This window comes from Methylosinus sp. is20ea, assembly GCF_059718135.1.
Genome location: NZ_AP046088.1, coordinates 2,926,429 through 2,941,825, shown reverse-complemented (window position 1 = coordinate 2,941,825; position 15,397 = coordinate 2,926,429). Strand labels below are relative to the sequence as shown.

General features: G+C 65.9%; 14 protein-coding genes. 12 read left to right on the top strand and 2 right to left on the bottom strand.

What is annotated here, in order from left to right; all coding sequences use genetic code 11:
* Nucleotides 1–85: 85 nt before the first annotated feature.
* From AC6IY7_RS13790 to AC6IY7_RS13735, 12 genes are all read left to right on the top strand, one after another.
* Nucleotides 86–1,198 (top strand): BMP family ABC transporter substrate-binding protein, encoded by a 1,113-nt coding sequence (locus AC6IY7_RS13790; protein WP_497779881.1) that lies wholly within the window; start codon nt 86–88, stop codon nt 1,196–1,198.
* Between the two features lie 24 nt (nt 1,199–1,222).
* Nucleotides 1,223–2,344 carry an ABC transporter permease gene (locus AC6IY7_RS13785; RefSeq protein ID WP_497779880.1) on the top strand — a complete coding sequence of 374 codons (1,122 nt, stop codon included), beginning with the start codon at nt 1,223–1,225 and terminating at the stop codon, nt 2,342–2,344.
* Nucleotides 2,345–2,346: 2 nt separating this feature from the next.
* Nucleotides 2,347–3,273 (top strand): ABC transporter permease, encoded by a 927-nt coding sequence (locus tag AC6IY7_RS13780; RefSeq protein WP_497779879.1) that lies wholly within the window; start codon nt 2,347–2,349, stop codon nt 3,271–3,273.
* Nucleotides 3,274–3,289: 16 nt separating this feature from the next.
* Nucleotides 3,290–3,991 (top strand): biuret amidohydrolase, encoded by a 702-nt coding sequence (biuH, locus tag AC6IY7_RS13775; protein WP_497779877.1) that lies wholly within the window; start codon nt 3,290–3,292, stop codon nt 3,989–3,991.
* A 10-nt stretch (nt 3,992–4,001) separates the two neighbouring features.
* Nucleotides 4,002–5,525, top strand: coding sequence for an ABC transporter ATP-binding protein (locus AC6IY7_RS13770; protein WP_497779875.1), 1,524 nt, complete (start codon nt 4,002–4,004; stop codon nt 5,523–5,525).
* Nucleotides 5,525–6,193 carry a cysteine hydrolase family protein gene (locus AC6IY7_RS13765; RefSeq protein WP_497779874.1) on the top strand — a complete coding sequence of 223 codons (669 nt, stop codon included), beginning with the start codon at nt 5,525–5,527 and terminating at the stop codon, nt 6,191–6,193. Before AC6IY7_RS13770 ends, AC6IY7_RS13765 begins: the two co-directional genes overlap by 1 nt.
* Entirely contained in the window at nt 6,186–6,536 is a 351-nt protein-coding gene (locus tag AC6IY7_RS13760) for a cupin domain-containing protein (RefSeq protein WP_497779873.1), read from the top strand. Before AC6IY7_RS13765 ends, AC6IY7_RS13760 begins: the two co-directional genes overlap by 8 nt.
* Nucleotides 6,533–8,332 carry an allophanate hydrolase gene (atzF, locus tag AC6IY7_RS13755; RefSeq protein WP_497779870.1) on the top strand — a complete coding sequence of 600 codons (1,800 nt, stop codon included), beginning with the start codon at nt 6,533–6,535 and terminating at the stop codon, nt 8,330–8,332. The genes AC6IY7_RS13760 and atzF overlap by 4 nt, the downstream gene beginning before the upstream one ends.
* Nucleotides 8,333–8,522: 190 nt before the next feature.
* The gene (locus tag AC6IY7_RS13750) at nt 8,523–9,959 is read left to right on the top strand and encodes a mannose-1-phosphate guanylyltransferase/mannose-6-phosphate isomerase (RefSeq protein ID WP_497779869.1); all 1,437 of its coding nucleotides are present in this window, start codon (nt 8,523–8,525) and stop codon (nt 9,957–9,959) included.
* A 171-nt stretch (nt 9,960–10,130) separates the two neighbouring features.
* Nucleotides 10,131–11,117 carry a GDP-mannose 4,6-dehydratase gene (gene gmd, locus AC6IY7_RS13745; RefSeq protein WP_497779866.1) on the top strand — a complete coding sequence of 329 codons (987 nt, stop codon included), beginning with the start codon at nt 10,131–10,133 and terminating at the stop codon, nt 11,115–11,117.
* Between the two features lie 89 nt (nt 11,118–11,206).
* Entirely contained in the window at nt 11,207–12,055 is an 849-nt protein-coding gene (locus AC6IY7_RS13740) for an aldose 1-epimerase family protein (RefSeq protein ID WP_497779865.1), read from the top strand.
* A 5-nt stretch (nt 12,056–12,060) separates the two neighbouring features.
* On the top strand, nt 12,061–14,499 hold the full coding sequence (locus AC6IY7_RS13735; RefSeq protein WP_497779864.1) for a glycosyltransferase: 2,439 nt from the start codon (nt 12,061–12,063) through the stop codon (nt 14,497–14,499).
* A gap of 3 nt (nt 14,500–14,502) precedes the next feature.
* Here AC6IY7_RS13735 and AC6IY7_RS13730 read toward each other — a convergent pair whose 3' ends face one another.
* Together AC6IY7_RS13730 and AC6IY7_RS13725 are read right to left on the bottom strand one after the other, a co-directional pair.
* Complete coding sequence (locus tag AC6IY7_RS13730) at nt 14,503–14,952, bottom strand: DUF6691 family protein (RefSeq protein ID WP_497779863.1); 450 nt, start codon at nt 14,950–14,952, stop codon at nt 14,503–14,505.
* Complete coding sequence (locus AC6IY7_RS13725; RefSeq protein WP_497779862.1) at nt 14,949–15,386, bottom strand: YeeE/YedE family protein; 438 nt, start codon at nt 15,384–15,386, stop codon at nt 14,949–14,951. The genes AC6IY7_RS13730 and AC6IY7_RS13725 overlap by 4 nt, the downstream gene beginning before the upstream one ends.
* Nucleotides 15,387–15,397: the final 11 nt, after the last annotated feature.

The following is a 15,397-nucleotide window of genomic DNA, read 5'->3' as shown; positions in this document are numbered from 1 at the left end:
CAATTGCACGCACTTTTCAAACCACCCGCGATGATCGACCGAGGCCCCGCGCCAGAGGTCGGGCAAGGGGCTCGAGGAGTGTTTCATGACGCAGCGCGTGATTATCGACCGGCGACATTTTCTCCAGAGCGCTGCGGCGGGCGTGGCGGGGTCCACCTTCGGCGCCGGACCGGCCGCCGCCGCCACGGCGACGATCGGCTTCATCTATGTCGGGCCCAAGGACGACTATGGCTATAATCAGGCCCATGCGCAGGGCGCGGCGGCGGTGAAGAAGCTGCGGGGCGTCAGCGTCGTCGAAGAGGAGAGAGTCCCCGAATCCGTCGAGGTCGTGAAGACCATGGAGTCGATGATCAATCTCGAGGGCGCGGCGCTGATCTTTCCGACCTCCTTCGGCTATTTCAATCCCTTCGTCGTGCAGGCGGCGAAAAAATATCCAAAGACGCTGTTTCGCCATTGCGGCGGACTATGGACCGAGAAGGACCCCAAAAACGCCGGCTCCTATTTCGGCTATATCGGCTCCTGCCAATATTTGAACGGCATCGTCGCCGGCCATATGACGAAGACGAAGACGCTCGGCTTCATCGCCGCCAAGCCCATTCCGCAAGTGCTGCTCAACATCAACTCCTTCCTGCTCGGCGCGCGCTCCGTCGATCCCTCGATCACCTGCCGGACGATCTTCACCGGCGAATGGTCGCTCGCCGTCAAAGAGGCGGAGGCGACCAATGCGCTGCTCGATCGCGGCGTCGACGTCGTCACCTGTCATGTCGACAGCCCCAAGGTCGTCGTGCAGACGGCAGCCGCGCGCGGCGCCTATGTCTGCGGCTATCACGTCGATCAACGCCCGCTCGCGCCGCAGCGCTATCTCACCGGCGCCGAATGGAACTGGGGCGCCGTCTATGAGATGTATGTGAGAAAATTTCTGGCCGGCGAGCCATTGCCCAATTTCACGCGCGGCGGATTGGCCGAAGGCTTCGTCAAGACGAGCCCGCTCGGCGCCATGGCGCCAGACGCCGCCCGCAAGCAGTTCGAGGCCAAAAAGGCCGAAATGTCGAAGGGCGGCTACGCCATCATAGAAGGCCCGCTGAAGGACAATAAAGGCGCGCTCGTCGTGCCCGCGGGCAAGAAATATATCGAGACCGCGGTGGAGCTCGAGAGCATGAATTATCTCGTCGAAGGCGTCGTCGGCGCGGCCTCCTGAGCCGCCATCATGGGGGCAAAACCAATGGTCGAAGCGACGACCGACAGGCTCGCGACGACAGCGCGCGCGAGCTTTGCGCGCGCCGCGCTGGCCTTTGTCGCGCGCCGGGCGGAGGCGATCGTCATCGCGTCCGGCGCGCTGATCGCGGGCCTATTGCTGTTCAGCCTGTTTCTGCTCGCGCTCGGCAAATCGCCGGCGCAATTCTTCGAGCTGATGTGGCGCGGCGGCTTCGGCAGCTGGTTCTCGGCGCAGAACATGCTCACGCGCGCAGCGCCTTTGCTGCTCGCGGGACTCTGCGTCGCGCTGCCGGCGCGGCTCGGCCTCATCGTCATCGGCGGCGAGGGCGCGATCGTGCTCGGCGGCCTCGCGGCGGCCGCGATCGGAGCGGCGCTGGAGCAGGCGCCGGCGCCGCTCGCGATGACGGCGATGGCGTTCTGCGCAATGCTCGCCGGCGGATTATGGATCGGCGCGATCGGCGCGCTGCGCCATTATCGCGCCGTCAATGAGACGATCTCCGGCCTGCTGATGGGCTATATCGCCATCGCGCTGATGAATCATCTGGTCGAGGGGCCGCTGCGCGATCCCGCTTCGCTCAACAAGCCTTCGACGACTCCGCTCGCCGAGGCGGTCCGCATCGGCTCTATTCCGGGGACCGACGTGCATTGGGGCCTCGTCATCGGCCTCTTCGCCTGCCTCCTCGCCTGGATGCTGATCGAGAAGACCGCTTGGGGATTTTCCGCGCGCATCGCCGGCGGCAATTTGCGCGCGGCGCAGATTCAAGGCCTGCCGGTCGGCGCGCTGATCACCGGCTTCTGCGCGCTGGCCGGCGCTTTCGCGGGCCTCTGCGGCATGATCGAGGTCGCCGCCGTGCAGGGTTCCGCCAACGCCTCGCTCGCCGCGGGCTATGGCTATACGGGCGTGCTCGTCGCCTTTCTGGCGCGACAAAATCCGCTCGCAATGATTCCCGTCGCCATGCTGCTCGGCGGCGTCGGCGCCGCGAGCGGCCTCATTCAGCGCCGCATGGATCTGCCCGACGCCACGACGCTGGTGCTGCAAGGGACGATCTTCCTGGTCATTTTGTTCAGCGAGACGCTCTACGGCCGCTACGACATTTTCCATCCCGAGCGCTGGACGAAGGAGCATTGACGATGGAGACGAGCGACATCGGCTATTGGAGCGTCCCACTCGCGATGATCGGCGGCGCGATCCGCGTCTCGACGCCTTTCATCTTCGTCTCGCTCGGCGAGACGATCACCGAGCGTTCCGGCCGCGTGAACATAGGCCTCGAAGGCATATTGGTGTTCGGCGCCATGTCCGCCTATGCGGTGGCGGTGATGACGGATTCGCCATGGCTCGGCCTGGCCGCCGCCTTTTGCGCCGGCGTCGGTTTCGGCCTGCTGCATGGCTGGATCTGCAAATTCCCGCGCGTCAACGACATCGCCATCGGCATTGCGCTGATGCTGTTCGGAACCGGCCTCGCCTTCTTCTTCGGCAAGGCTTTCATTCAGCCGTCCGCGCCGCATCTGCCGGCCATTCCTCTGGGCTTCTGGTCGGAGAGTCCGCAAATTCGCTCGGCGCTCGACGTCAATGCGCTCTTTCTCGTCGGCGCTTGCCTCGCGCTCTTTCTCTCCTTCGCCTTGCGCAACACCAGCATCGGCCTCGTGCTGCGCGTCGTCGGCGACAGCTCGGACGCCGCGCGCGCCTTGGGGATAGACCCCGACCGCGTGCGCCTCGTGGCGACGGGCGTCGGCGGCGGCCTCGCGGCGATCGGCGGCGGCTATCTCTCGCTCTATTATCCCGGCAGCTGGAGCGAGAGCATCTCCTCCGGCCAGGGCCTGATGGCGGTGGCGCTCGTCGTCTTCGCGCGCTGGCGCCCTTCGGGCTGCTTCTTCGCGGCGCTGCTGTTCGGCGGCGCCGGCGCGCTCGGCCCGGCGCTGCAGTCGATCGGCGTCACCGAGGGCTATTACCTCTTCTACGCCGCGCCCTATGCGCTCACTCTCGCGATCATGATCGCGACCTCCTCGCCCGGACGCGCGCTCGCCGGAGCGCCCGGCGAATTGTCGATAACGAGATGAACAGGAGACGCCGACCATGAATCAGCGCGCCGCCATCACCGAGCATTTCATCGACGCCGACCCCTATCCCTGGCCCTATAATGGCGCGTTGCGCCCCGACAATACGGCGCTGATCGTCATCGACATGCAGATCGATTTCTGCGGCGCGGGCGGCTATGTCGATGCAATGGGCTATGATCTCACGCTCGTGCGCGCGCCGATCGCGCCGATCAAATCCGTGCTCGGCGCGATGCGCGCCAAGGGCTATCACATATTCCACACGCGCGAGGGCCATAGGCGCGATCTCGCCGATCTGCCGGCCAATAAGCGCTGGCGCTCGCGCCGCATCAACGCCGGCATAGGCGACCCCGGCCCCTGCGGGCGCATATTGGTGCGCGGCGAGCCGGGCTGGGAGATCATCGACGAATTGAAGCCGCTGGACGGCGAGCCGATCATCGACAAGCCCGGCAAAGGCTCCTTCTGCGCCACCGATCTCAAGCTGATCCTGAAACAGCGCGGCGTCGAGAATATCGTCCTCACCGGCATAACCACCGACGTCTGCGTGCATACGACGATGCGCGAGGCCAATGATCGCGGCTTCGAATGTCTGATGCTGGAAGATTGCTGCGGCGCGACCGATCACGGCAATCATCTCGCCGCGGTGAAGATGATCAAAATGCAAGGCGGCGTGTTCGGCGCCGTCTCCGACGCCGCGACTTTCGTCGCACAGCTTCCTTGAAGGCGGTCGCATGAGAGCGAAAAGCGCGATAGAGGTCGAGGCGCTCGGCATGACCATGCGCTTCGGCGCCTTCACGGCGCTGGACGATGTGTCGATCCGCATTGCGGCGGGCTCGTTCCATGCGCTGCTCGGCGAGAACGGCGCCGGCAAATCGACGTTGGTCAAATGCATGCTGGGCTTTTATCGCCCGACCGAGGGGCAGATGCTGGTCGCCGGACGCGAGGCCGCGATCGAGAGCCCGCGCGACGCAGCGGCGCTCGGTCTCGGCATGGTCTATCAGCATTTCACTCTGGCGCCCTCGCTGACCGGCGCGGAAAATCTCGTCATCGCCCGCGACGACGCGCGGCTGATGATCGATTGGCGCAAGGAGCGCGCCGCGCTCGCAGAGTTCATGGAGGGCATGCCCTTCCGCGTTCCGCTCGACGCGCCGGTCGGAACGCTCGCGGCAGGCGAGCGGCAGAAGCTGGAGATTTTGAAGCAGCTCTATCTCGGCCGACGCTTTCTCGTGCTCGACGAGCCGACCTCCGTGCTGACGCCCGGCGAGGCGGAGGAAGTTCTGGGCCATGTGCGCGCGCTCGCGCGCAGCGGCGCGCTCACCGTGCTGATGATCTCGCATAAATTCGGCGAGGTCTTCGCCTTCGCCGACGACGCCACCGTGCTGCGCAAGGGACAGCGCGCCGGCGGCGGCCCCGTCGGCGCCCATGACCGCCGCTCGCTCGCGGCCATAATGATCGGCGAGCAGAAGATCGCCGCGCTCGACGCGCGCGCGGGCGTCGCCGCGGAGGCCGCGGAAATTCTCGAAATTCGCGGGTTGCGCGCGCCGGACCGCACGGGGCTGAAGTCGATCGACATCGCCGATCTCGCTATTCGCGCCGGCGAGATCGTCGGCGTCGCGGGAATATCCGGCAATGGGCAGAAGGAGCTGCTGGAGACGCTCGCCGGCGAGCGCCGCATCGCGGCCGGAAAAATCCGCGTGAAGGGCGCGCACTATGATGCGACGCGCCAAGAGATGCGCAACCTCGCCGTGCGCTTCATTCCCGAGGAGCCGTTGCGCAACGCCTGCGCACCGCAGATGAGCGTCGCCGAAAATCTCGCCTTCCGCAGCTTCGATGTCGATCGCTCTGGCGCGCCGCATCTGCGCCTCGACAGCCGCGCCATTCGCCGCAATGCCGAAAAGCTGGTGGAGCGCTTCAAAGTGAAGACCGCCTCGCTCGACACGCCGATCGCGGCTCTCTCCGGCGGCAATGTGCAGCGCGCCGTGCTCGCGCGCGAGCTCACCGGCGAGGTCGATCTGCTGATTGTCGCCAATCCGTGCTTCGGGCTCGATTTCGCGGCGGTCGCCGACATACGCGCGCGCATCATGCAGGCGCGCAACAAAGGCGCGGCCGTGCTGCTGATCTCCGAAGATCTCGATGAATTGCTGGAATTGTCGGACCGCATAATGGTGATGTCGGAAGGCGCGATCGTCTATGAGACGCCGATCGCCGCCGCCGACGCGCATGAGATCGGCCGACACATGGCGGGGCGTCGCTGATGGGCGAGATCGCGGCGGAACCGTTTCCCTTCGTCTTCGAGCGAAGCGCGCTCGCGCTGATCGTCATCGACATGCAGCGCGACTTCATCGAGCGCGGCGGCTTCGGCGAGAGCCTCGGCAATGACGTCGCGCGCCTGCAGGCGATCGTGCCGACGACGCGCCGGCTGATCGAAGGCTTTCGCGCCCATCGTCTGCCGATCATCCATACGATGGAATGTCATCGCCCCGATCTCTCCGACTGCCCGCCGGCAAAACGCGATCGCGGCGCGCCCCGCGCGCGCATCGGCGATCTCGGCCCCATGGGCCGCATATTGATCGCCGGCGAGCCGGGCGCCGCGATCATTCCGGAGCTTTCGCCCGCGCCCGGCGAGATCGTCATCGAGAAGCCGGGCAAAGGCGCCTTCTACGCCACGCCGCTGCAAGAGACGCTGCAAGGCCTCGGCGTGCGCGCGCTCGTCCTCGCAGGCGTCACCACGGAGGTCTGCGTGCAGACGACGATGCGCGAAGCCAATGATCGCGGCTATGACTGCCTGCTCGCCGAAGACGCGACCGAAAGCTATTTCCCCGAGTTCAAAGCCGCGACATTGGCGATGATCCGCGCGCAAGGCGCGATCGTCGGATGGACCGCGACGACCTCCCGCATTCTCGAAGGACTGCTCGATGGCTGAGCGAGGCTATGCCGATCTCTTGGCGGGCGGCTGGCGCGCCCTCGCCTTCTCGTCCTTTCGCGAGGGCGTCGAAATCCATTGGCTCGAGCGCGGCGCCGACGACGCTCCATCCGTCGCGCTGCTCAAATATGCGCCGGGCGCCTCGGTTCCGCGCCACAGTCACGCGGGCCTCGAGACGGTCGTCGTTCTCGACGGCGCGCAGAGCGACGAGGACGGCGACTATCGCGCCGGCGCCGTCGTGCTCAACCGGCAACGCAGCGAACATTCCGTCTGGTCGAAAGAAGGATGCGTGGTGTTGATCGTCTGGGCGAAGCCCGTCGTCATGTCGGGAGCGCGCGAATGACGATGCGCTTCGATATGGAGAGCCTGCACGAGGCCTATGCCGCGGGCCTTTCGCCGCGTGTGGCGATCGAGGCCGCCTATGCGCGCCTCGAAGCCGTCGCCGATCCGGGGATTTTCATCCATCTCGCGCCGATCGAGCAGCTTCTGCGCGAGGCGGAAGCGCTCGGCGCGTTCGATCCGGTCACGCGGCCGCTGTGGGGCGTCCCTTTCGCGGTGAAGGACAATATAGACGTCGCCGGAATGCCGACGACGGCGGCCTGTCCGGCTTTCTCCCGCATCGCTTGGGAGGATGCGACCGTGGTCGCGCTGCTGCGGCGCGCCGGCGCGCTCTGCCTCGGCAAGACCAATATGGATCAATTCGCGACGGGCCTCGTCGGCGTGCGGACGCCCTACCCCGTTCCGCGCAACGCCGTCGATCCGCGACTCGTTCCGGGCGGCTCCTCCTCGGGCTCCGCGGTCGCCGTCGCGCATGGCGTCGTGTCTTTCGCGCTCGGCACCGATACGGCGGGCTCCGGCCGCATTCCCGCCGGGCTCAACAATATCGTCGGGCTGAAGCCGACCGTCGGCGCGCTCTCGACTCATGGCGTCGTCCCCGCCTGCCGCTCGCTCGATTGCGTCTCCATCTTCGCGCTCACCGTCGACGACGCCTATCGCGTCTTTCAAATCGCCGCCGCGCCCGATGCGAGCGACCCCTGGTCGAAGTCCGTTCCCATTCTCCCGCTCGGCGAGCGGCCGCCGATCTTGCGCCTCGGCGTTCCTGCGAAAGCCGAGCGACGCTTCTTCGGCGACGATCGGATGGAAGCGGCCTATGAGGCGACGCTGGCGCGGCTCGAGCGCCTCGGATGCCGGATCGTCGAATTGCCCTTCGGCGATTTCCACGCCGTCGCGGCGCTCCTCTATCAGAGCGCCTTCGTCGCCGAGCGCTACGCCGCCATTCGCGGCTTTCTGGAGCGCAACGAATCGACGCTGCATCCGGTGACGCGCGAGATCATAATGGGCGCGCGCGAATTTTCCGCCGCCGACGCATTCGAGAGCCTCTATGCGCTGAAGCGCCTCGCCCGCGACATCGAGCCGCTGCTGGCGTCGGTCGATCTCCTCTGCGCGCCGACGGCGCCCGGTCTCTGCACGCTGGCCGATGTCGCGGCGGAGCCGATCGCGGCCAATGCCCGGCTCGGAACCTATACGAATTTCGTCAATCTTCTCGATCTCTGCGGCTTGGCGGTTCCCGCCGGGGCTCTGCCGAATGGCGCGCCGATGAGCGTCACGCTCCTCGGCCCGGCGAAGGCCGACGCGCTCGCCGCCGCTCTGGCGCGCGATCTGCACGCCGCGAGCAATGTGACGCTCGGCGCGACCTCCTGGCCGCTGCGCCCGCAACGCGTGACGTCGCCGACGACGGAGGATCGCATCGAGCTCGCCGTCGTCGGCGCGCATCTCTCGGGCATGCCGCTCAATGGCGAGCTGCGCTCGCAGGGCGGGCGCTTCCTGCGCAAGGCACGCACGGCGAGCGGCTATCGTCTCTATGCGCTCGCCGGGCAAACGCCGGCGAAGCCCGGCCTGCTGCGCGACGAGACCGGCCGCGGCGAGGTGGAGGTCGAAGTCTGGTCCCTCGATCGCGCGGGTTTCGGCGCCTTTGTCGCCGCCGTTCCACCGCCGCTCTGCATCGGCACGCTCCGCCTCGCCGACGGCTCGTCGCCCAAGGGCTTTCTCGTCGAGCCGGCGGCCCTCGGCGGCGCGCGGGACATCACAAATCTCGGTGGGTGGCGCGCCTTCGTCGCACAGGACGGCCGCCGCATGTGAGGCTGCGCACACTATGATCGCGCGTGCACTTGCCAAAGTCGGAGGGTTCATCCTATAGCTCGTCCAATCGCTGGCGGAAGGCCGCATAAACGGGATCTGCGCGCTCTATCCGATCGAGCACATTCTCGAGAAAACGCTTCCCACTCGTGATCTGCCCCCGCCGACTCATCCCTCGACCGAAAGGCGAGACATGACGAAGATTCTTCCTGTCATAATGTGCGGCGGGGCGGGCACGCGCGTATGGCCCGAATCGCGGGAAAGCCTCCCGAAGCAATTCATTCCGCTCATCGGCGAGAAATCGACCTTTCAGACGACCATAGAGACATTGTCGGACGACGCTTTCGACAAGCCCATCGTCATCTCCAACGCCGATTATCGCTTCCTCGTCACCGATCAGCTGCGTGAGATCGGGGCCTGCGCCGATATCGTCCTCGAGCCGACGCGGCGCGATTCCGCCGCCGCCGTCGCCGTCGCCGCGGGACTCGCCGCCAGGCGCTCGCCGCAGACGATCGTCGTCGTGCTGGCCGCCGACCATGTCGTGCGCGACCGCAAAGGCCTCGTCGAGCTCTGCAAGAAAGCGGCGGTCGCCGCGGCCGACGGCCATATCGTCACGCTCGGCGTCAAGCCCGACAGTCCCGCCACCGGCTATGGCTATCTGCGCCCCGGCGAGCGGCTTCAGGGCGCAGGTCTTGTCGGCGAAGGTCTCGTCGGCGACGTCTCCAAGCTCGAGGCCTTCGTCGAGAAGCCCGATCGCGACACGGCGCAGCGCTACATCGACGCCGGCTATCTGTGGAACAGCGGCAATTTCATCTTCCGCGCCGATGTGATGCAGGAGGAGATCGCGCAATTCGAGCCGGCGATCTTCGAGGCCGCCGAAAAAGCGATCGACGCCGGCCGCCGCGATCTGGATTTTCTGGTGCTCGACGCCGAATCTTTCGCGCGCGCGCCGAAGACCTCCATCGATTACGCCGTGATGGAGAAGACGCGCCGGGCCGCGGTGATCGAGGCGGATATCGGCTGGTCCGACGTCGGCAATTGGCGCGCCGTGTGGGAGCTGACCGAGCGCGACACGCAGGGCAATTCGGTGCGCGGCAATGGCGTCATCCGCGACTCGCGCAATGTGCATGTGCGCTCGGACGACACTCTGACGACGGTGGTCGGCGTCGACGACGTCATTGTGGTGACGACGCCGGACGCGGTGCTGGTGCTCGGCCATGAGCATGGCGACAATGTCAAGCAGCTCGTCGATCAGCTACGGCGCGAGAATCGCCGCGAGGCGGGCGAGCACAAGCGCATCTTCCGTCCCTGGGGCTATTATCAGTCGGTCGATTCCGGCGATCGGCATCAGGTGAAGCGCATAGTGGTGAAGCCGGGCGCGCGGCTGTCGCTGCAGAAGCATTTTCATCGCGCCGAGCATTGGATCGTCGTCAAAGGCACGGCGGAGGTCGGCCGCGACGAGGAGACGCTGCTCGTTCACGAGAACGAATCGATCTATCTGCCGATCGGCTGCATTCATCGCCTGACCAATCCCGGCAAGATCGACCTCGAGCTCATCGAGGTGCAGACCGGCTCCTATCTCGGCGAGGACGATATCGTGCGGCTCGCCGATTTGTATAGCCGCGCCTAGAGCGTTTCCAGCCGAAGTGGACGCCGGTTCGGCGATGGAAACGCGTCGAGACGAAAGCCATCCTCGGTCTTTTCATGTTTCCATGAAACATGAAAAGACCGAGGATGGCCTGTAGGCGGCCATTCGGCCGATCATAAAAGTCACGAAACCGATTCCGAATAAGAGGGGTGCATGACGAAACGCGCGCTGTTGACGGGCATCACCGGGCAGGACGGGGCCTATCTTGCACAGCTTCTGCTCGGCAAGGGTTATGAGGTCTATGGCGTGATCCGGCGCTCCTCGCATCGGGGCGTCGAGGACCATAGGCTCCGCTGGCTCGGCGTCGCGCAGGATGTGCGGCTGCTCGACGGCGATCTCGGCGATCTCTCCAGCCTCTTGCGCATCGTGCAGGAGGTGAAGCCGGACGAGATCTACAATCTCGCCGCTCAATCCTTCGTCGCCTCCTCCTGGCGCCAGCCGATCCTCACCGCCAATATCACCGGCGTCGCCGTCGCCAATGTGCTCGAGGCGATGCGGCTCGGCGCGCCCGGCGCGCACTTCTACCAGGCCTCCTCCTCGGAAATGTACGGCCTCATCCAGGAGCCGATGCAGAGCGAGACGACGCCCTTCTATCCGCGCTCGCCTTATGCCGTCGCCAAGCTCTATGGCCATTGGATCACCGTCAATTATCGCGAGAGCTTCGGCCTGCACGCCTCCTCGGGCATTCTCTTCAATCACGAGAGCCCGCTGCGCGGCATAGAATTCGTCACCCGCAAGGTGACGGACGGCGTCGCGCGCATAAAGCTCGGCCTCGCCGAGGAGCTGCGCCTCGGCAATATAGACGCCAAGCGCGACTGGGGTCATGCGCGCGATTATGTGCGCGCCATGTGGCTGATGCTGCAGCAGGAGACGCCGGATGATTATGTGGTGGCGACCGGCGTCACCACCACTGTGCGCGACATGTGCCGCATCGCCTTCGCGCATGCCGGCCTCGACATGGAGGCGCATGTGGTGATCGATCCGAATTTCTACCGCCCGGCCGAGGTCGATATTCTGCTCGGCGATTCGTCAAAGGCGCGCAAGGCGCTGGGCTGGGCTCCCGAGACCTCGCTCGAGCAGCTCATCCACGAGATGCTCGACGCCGATCTCGCGCGGCTGAAACATGAGGCGAAAGCCTGAGGGCGCGCGAGCGTCCGCAGGCGATGCGCGCAAGAAATGACGCTATGGCCGGATCGAAGACGGATGAGCGAGAGGATCGGCGAGAAGGCGTGACGCTGTCGTCCGACAGCCTCACCGCTTTCATTTCGCCCAAAGGCGCGGAGCTGCAATCGCTGCGTGATCGCGACGGCGTCGACTATCTCTGGAGCGGCGAGCCGATCTGGCCCAAGCATAGTCCGCTGCTGTTTCCGATCGTCGGTCGGTTGGCGAACGATCGCTACGCCTACCGCGGCGAGAGCTATGCGATGACGAAGCACGGCTTCGCGCGCGATAGCCTGTTCGAGATCGTCGACGCGTCGCCGCATTCGGCGCGCTTCACGCTTCGCTCGGACGCCGCGACGCGCGCGATCTTTCCCTTCGACTTTCTGCTCGCGGTCGAATTCACTCTGGCGGGCGCATGCCTCGACATTCGCCATAGCGTGACCAATCTCGGCGCCGACGACATGTATTTCTCGATCGGCGCGCATCCGGCCTTTCGCTGGCCGCTCGGCGAGGCCGCCAAGGAGCAGAGTCGGCTTCACTTCGAGCGCCATGAGCCGGCGCCGGTCCGCAGACTCGTCGGCCGACTTCTCGGTCGAATGAAAGACTCGCCCGTCGAAGGGCGAACGCTACCTCTGCGAGAAGAGCTCTTTGCCGATGACGCGATCATCTTCGATGCATTGACGAGCCGGAGTCTCGTCTATTCCTGCGGGAGCGGGCGATCCGTGGAAATCGCATGGGAGGGATTCCAACATCTCGGCCTCTGGTCCAAGCCGGGCGCGGACTTCTTATGCATCGAGCCTTGGCGCGGCTATGATTCGCCGATCGATTTCGCCGGCGAGCTCGACGAGAAACCCGGAATCGCGCATGCCCGCCCCGGCGAGACGCTCGATTTCGTCTTGCACATCGGCGTCGAGTGACGAGCATGGGCGTCGCCAAGCGCCGAGCGCTCGAGCTGCTTCGCCTCATGCTCGGCCTTCCGACCGGCGATCTCGACATTGTCGGGCGGCTGGATGGTTTTCATGACGGCGTCGTCCATGGCTGGGCCTATTATCCCGCGCATCCGGGCCGACGCGTGCTCGTCGATCTATTCGTCGACGATGTTTTCGTCTGCCAGCGGTCGGCGGATCTGCGCAGAGACGATCTCGCCGCGCATGGCATAGGCGACGGCCGCCACGGCTTCGACGTCAAGATTCCCTCGGCCTTCTCGCGCGGCGACGGCGCGAGGATTCGCGTCTACGCCGTTGCGGAGACGCTGTTCGAGCTGACATCGACGCAACGACACGCGCTCCTTGCACGCCGCCTCGGTCGGGACGACTATCTTCGCGCGACTTTCGGCAAGGCTTTCGCCTCGCGCGACAGCGCGGCGATCGAACGCGCCGCGCCTCATGCGCCACAGGCGTTCGGCTTGAAGGAGCTGCTGTTCGCGCCGACGCCCGTCCCCTCCCCGCCGCCCATTCTCGGCGAGGCGCTATGCGCCTATCTCGACCATAATCGCTACAAATGGGATCTCGCAGACACATTCGACGCGACCATCTCGACCGCGGATCGCGAAGCCTTCCTCGCGCATTACGTCGAATTCTACGGGCGCGCGCGGCGCCCCTTGCGCATTCCGCTCTCCGCGCGCGACATTGAATTTCTCGATGACGGGCCGACTCCGGACGATCGCTTCGCGCCGAGCCGAGCGATGCGTCTCTTCGCCGAGCCTCCGTCGAAGAGCGCGACCGAGGCCGCGCGGCTCGATGCGATTTTTCGCTGGGCGGCTTATGGCGCCGCGGCCTTCGACGTCGAAGACTGCCTCGTCGCCGACATTCATGCGGAGCTGCTGTGCGCCTGCGACGAGACGGACATTCGTTTCCCGCTCTCGTCCTTCATGAAGCGCTTTCTCGACGCGCATCCCATTCTCCGCGGCGCGAATTTCGCGCGGGAAGACGATCGGCGCGCGGCCTATTTCGCCGTGCTGCTCTTCGGCGCCCGGGCGCCGCATTATCTGCGCTACATTCCGCCGGACTGGCTCGAGGCCTTCGTGTCGCCGCAGGATGGCGTCACGCCCTTCGACGAAGAGTCGCGCCGCCTGTTCGGCGCCGGCGGCGTCGACGCAGCGAGCTGGCGCGCGTCGATCGAGTCGCTCGGCTATGATTATGGCGCGAAGCGCTTTCGCTCGCGCATGCCCTCCGGACATCGCGCGCATTCGGCCGCGCCATCCGCGCCCGATGAAGAGACGGTCGATGACGAGACGGTCGATATTCAGCTGATCGGCCCGTTCAGCCGGCAGCTCGGCATAGCGGACAGCTGCCGCGCTCTCGCCGCGGCGCTCGAGCGTCTCGATCATTCCGTGCGGCTCTGCGACTTCGCTCTGGATTATCCCAATCGGATTCGCGCCGATGCGACGCCGCTGCCGACGACGCTCGGCCGCGCCAAGATCAATATTCTTCATCTCAATCTCGAAGAGCTGCCGAGCGCGATCGCCTATCTGCCGGATGTCTGGTCGAACAGCCGGCTCATCGGCTTTCCCTATCTCGAAATGCCGACGCCGCATCCGGCGCAAATGCTCGGACTGACGCTCGTCGACGAGCTCTGGTCGGCGTCGTCCTTCACGACGCAGGCGCTCGCCGGCCACAGGCCGACCCATACGGTCGGCACTTCGGCGCGTCCCGTGCGCAAGCGAGGACGCGAGGCGGCGCGCGCTCTCGTCTATGAAGATATCGCGCGCGCCGATGATTTCGTCTTTCTCGCGTCCTGCGACGCGCTCTCCGGCGTCTATCGGAAAAATCCGCTCGGGACGATGCGCGCCTTTCTCGCGGCCTTTCCCCATGATGCGAAGGTCAAGCTCGTCATCAAGACTCATAGCGTCGACCGCGTGCGGGCGACGCGCGAGATGGATGTGTGGCGCTCGATTCGCAATGTCGTCTCCGAATGCGAGCGGATCGTGCTCGTCGATCGCATTCTCGACGATGAAGAGCAGGTGGCGCTGATCGAAGGCGCAGATTGCTATGTCTCGCTGCATCGCGCCGAGGGCTTCGGCTATCATATGCTGGAGGCGATGACATTGGAGACGCCGGTGATCGCCACCGCCTATTCCGGCAATATGGAATTTTGCGACGAGCGCACGTCCTTCCTCGTCCCCTATCGTCTCATTCCCGTTGGCCCGGGCGAATATCCGCGCACGCGCAGCGACCAGCTCTGGGCGGAGCCCGATCTCGCGGGAAGCGTCGAAGCGATGAAGGCGGTGTTCCACGATCGCGAAACGCGCGAGGCCAAGGTCGCGGCGGCGCGCAGGCTCGCCGAGACGCGCTTTTCGACCGAAGCCTTCGCGCAACGTCTCGACGCGCGCATTAAGGCAATATTGGCGCGCGGCGACTGAGCGTCAGCGCGCGCCGCACAGATCGCGGAGTGAGGCAAGAAACCCGCGCGCGCCTTTCTCGAGCGCCATTCCAGCGATCATCGCGAGCACGAAGACGACGATCTGCGGATCGAGAAAAGCGAGGTCGACGATGGCCGGGCCGGGGCAGACGCCGCCGAGTCCCCAGCCAACTCCAAAGATCGTCGCGCCGATGACGAGCGGCGCGTCGATGCGACGCTCCTTGGGCAGGCGCATCTCCTCGCCGAGCAGCGCGCGCGAGCGGCCGCGCGCGAAACGAAAGGCGATCAGCCCGACGCCGACGGCGCCGCCCATCACGAAGGCGAGCGACGGGTCCCAGGGACCGGCCACGTCGAGAAAGCCTTTCACCTTGCTCGGCAGTATCATGCCGGAAACGCAGAGGCCGAGGCCGAACAAAAGGCCGATGGCGAAAGCGGCGATCGTCGATTTGGTCATGGCCGCCCCAAGATGTGACGCAGAACGAAAACGGTGAGCGCGCCGCTCGTCATGAAGGCGGCGGTCGCGACGAGCGCGCGCGGCGACAGACGCGACAGGCCACAGACGCCATGCCCGCTGGTGCAGCCGCCGCCGAGCCGCGCGCCATAGCCGACGAGCAGTCCGGCGAGGATCGTCGCGCCATAGCCTATGTCGAGGACCGGCGTCCGCGCCGCGCCGGCGAGCCGCAGAAGCGCCGCCGAGGCGAAGAGGCCGAGAACGAAAGCGACGCGCCAGGAGACGTCGCCTTTCGCGGGCGGCAGCAGGCCGGCGACAATGCCGCTGACGCCCGCTATGCGCCCGAGCAGCAAGATCATCAGGCCCGCCGCGAGGCCGATCGCCACGCCGCCCGCCGCCGCGCTCCATGGGGTGAAATTCGTCCAGTCGATTTGCATCCGCGCGCCCT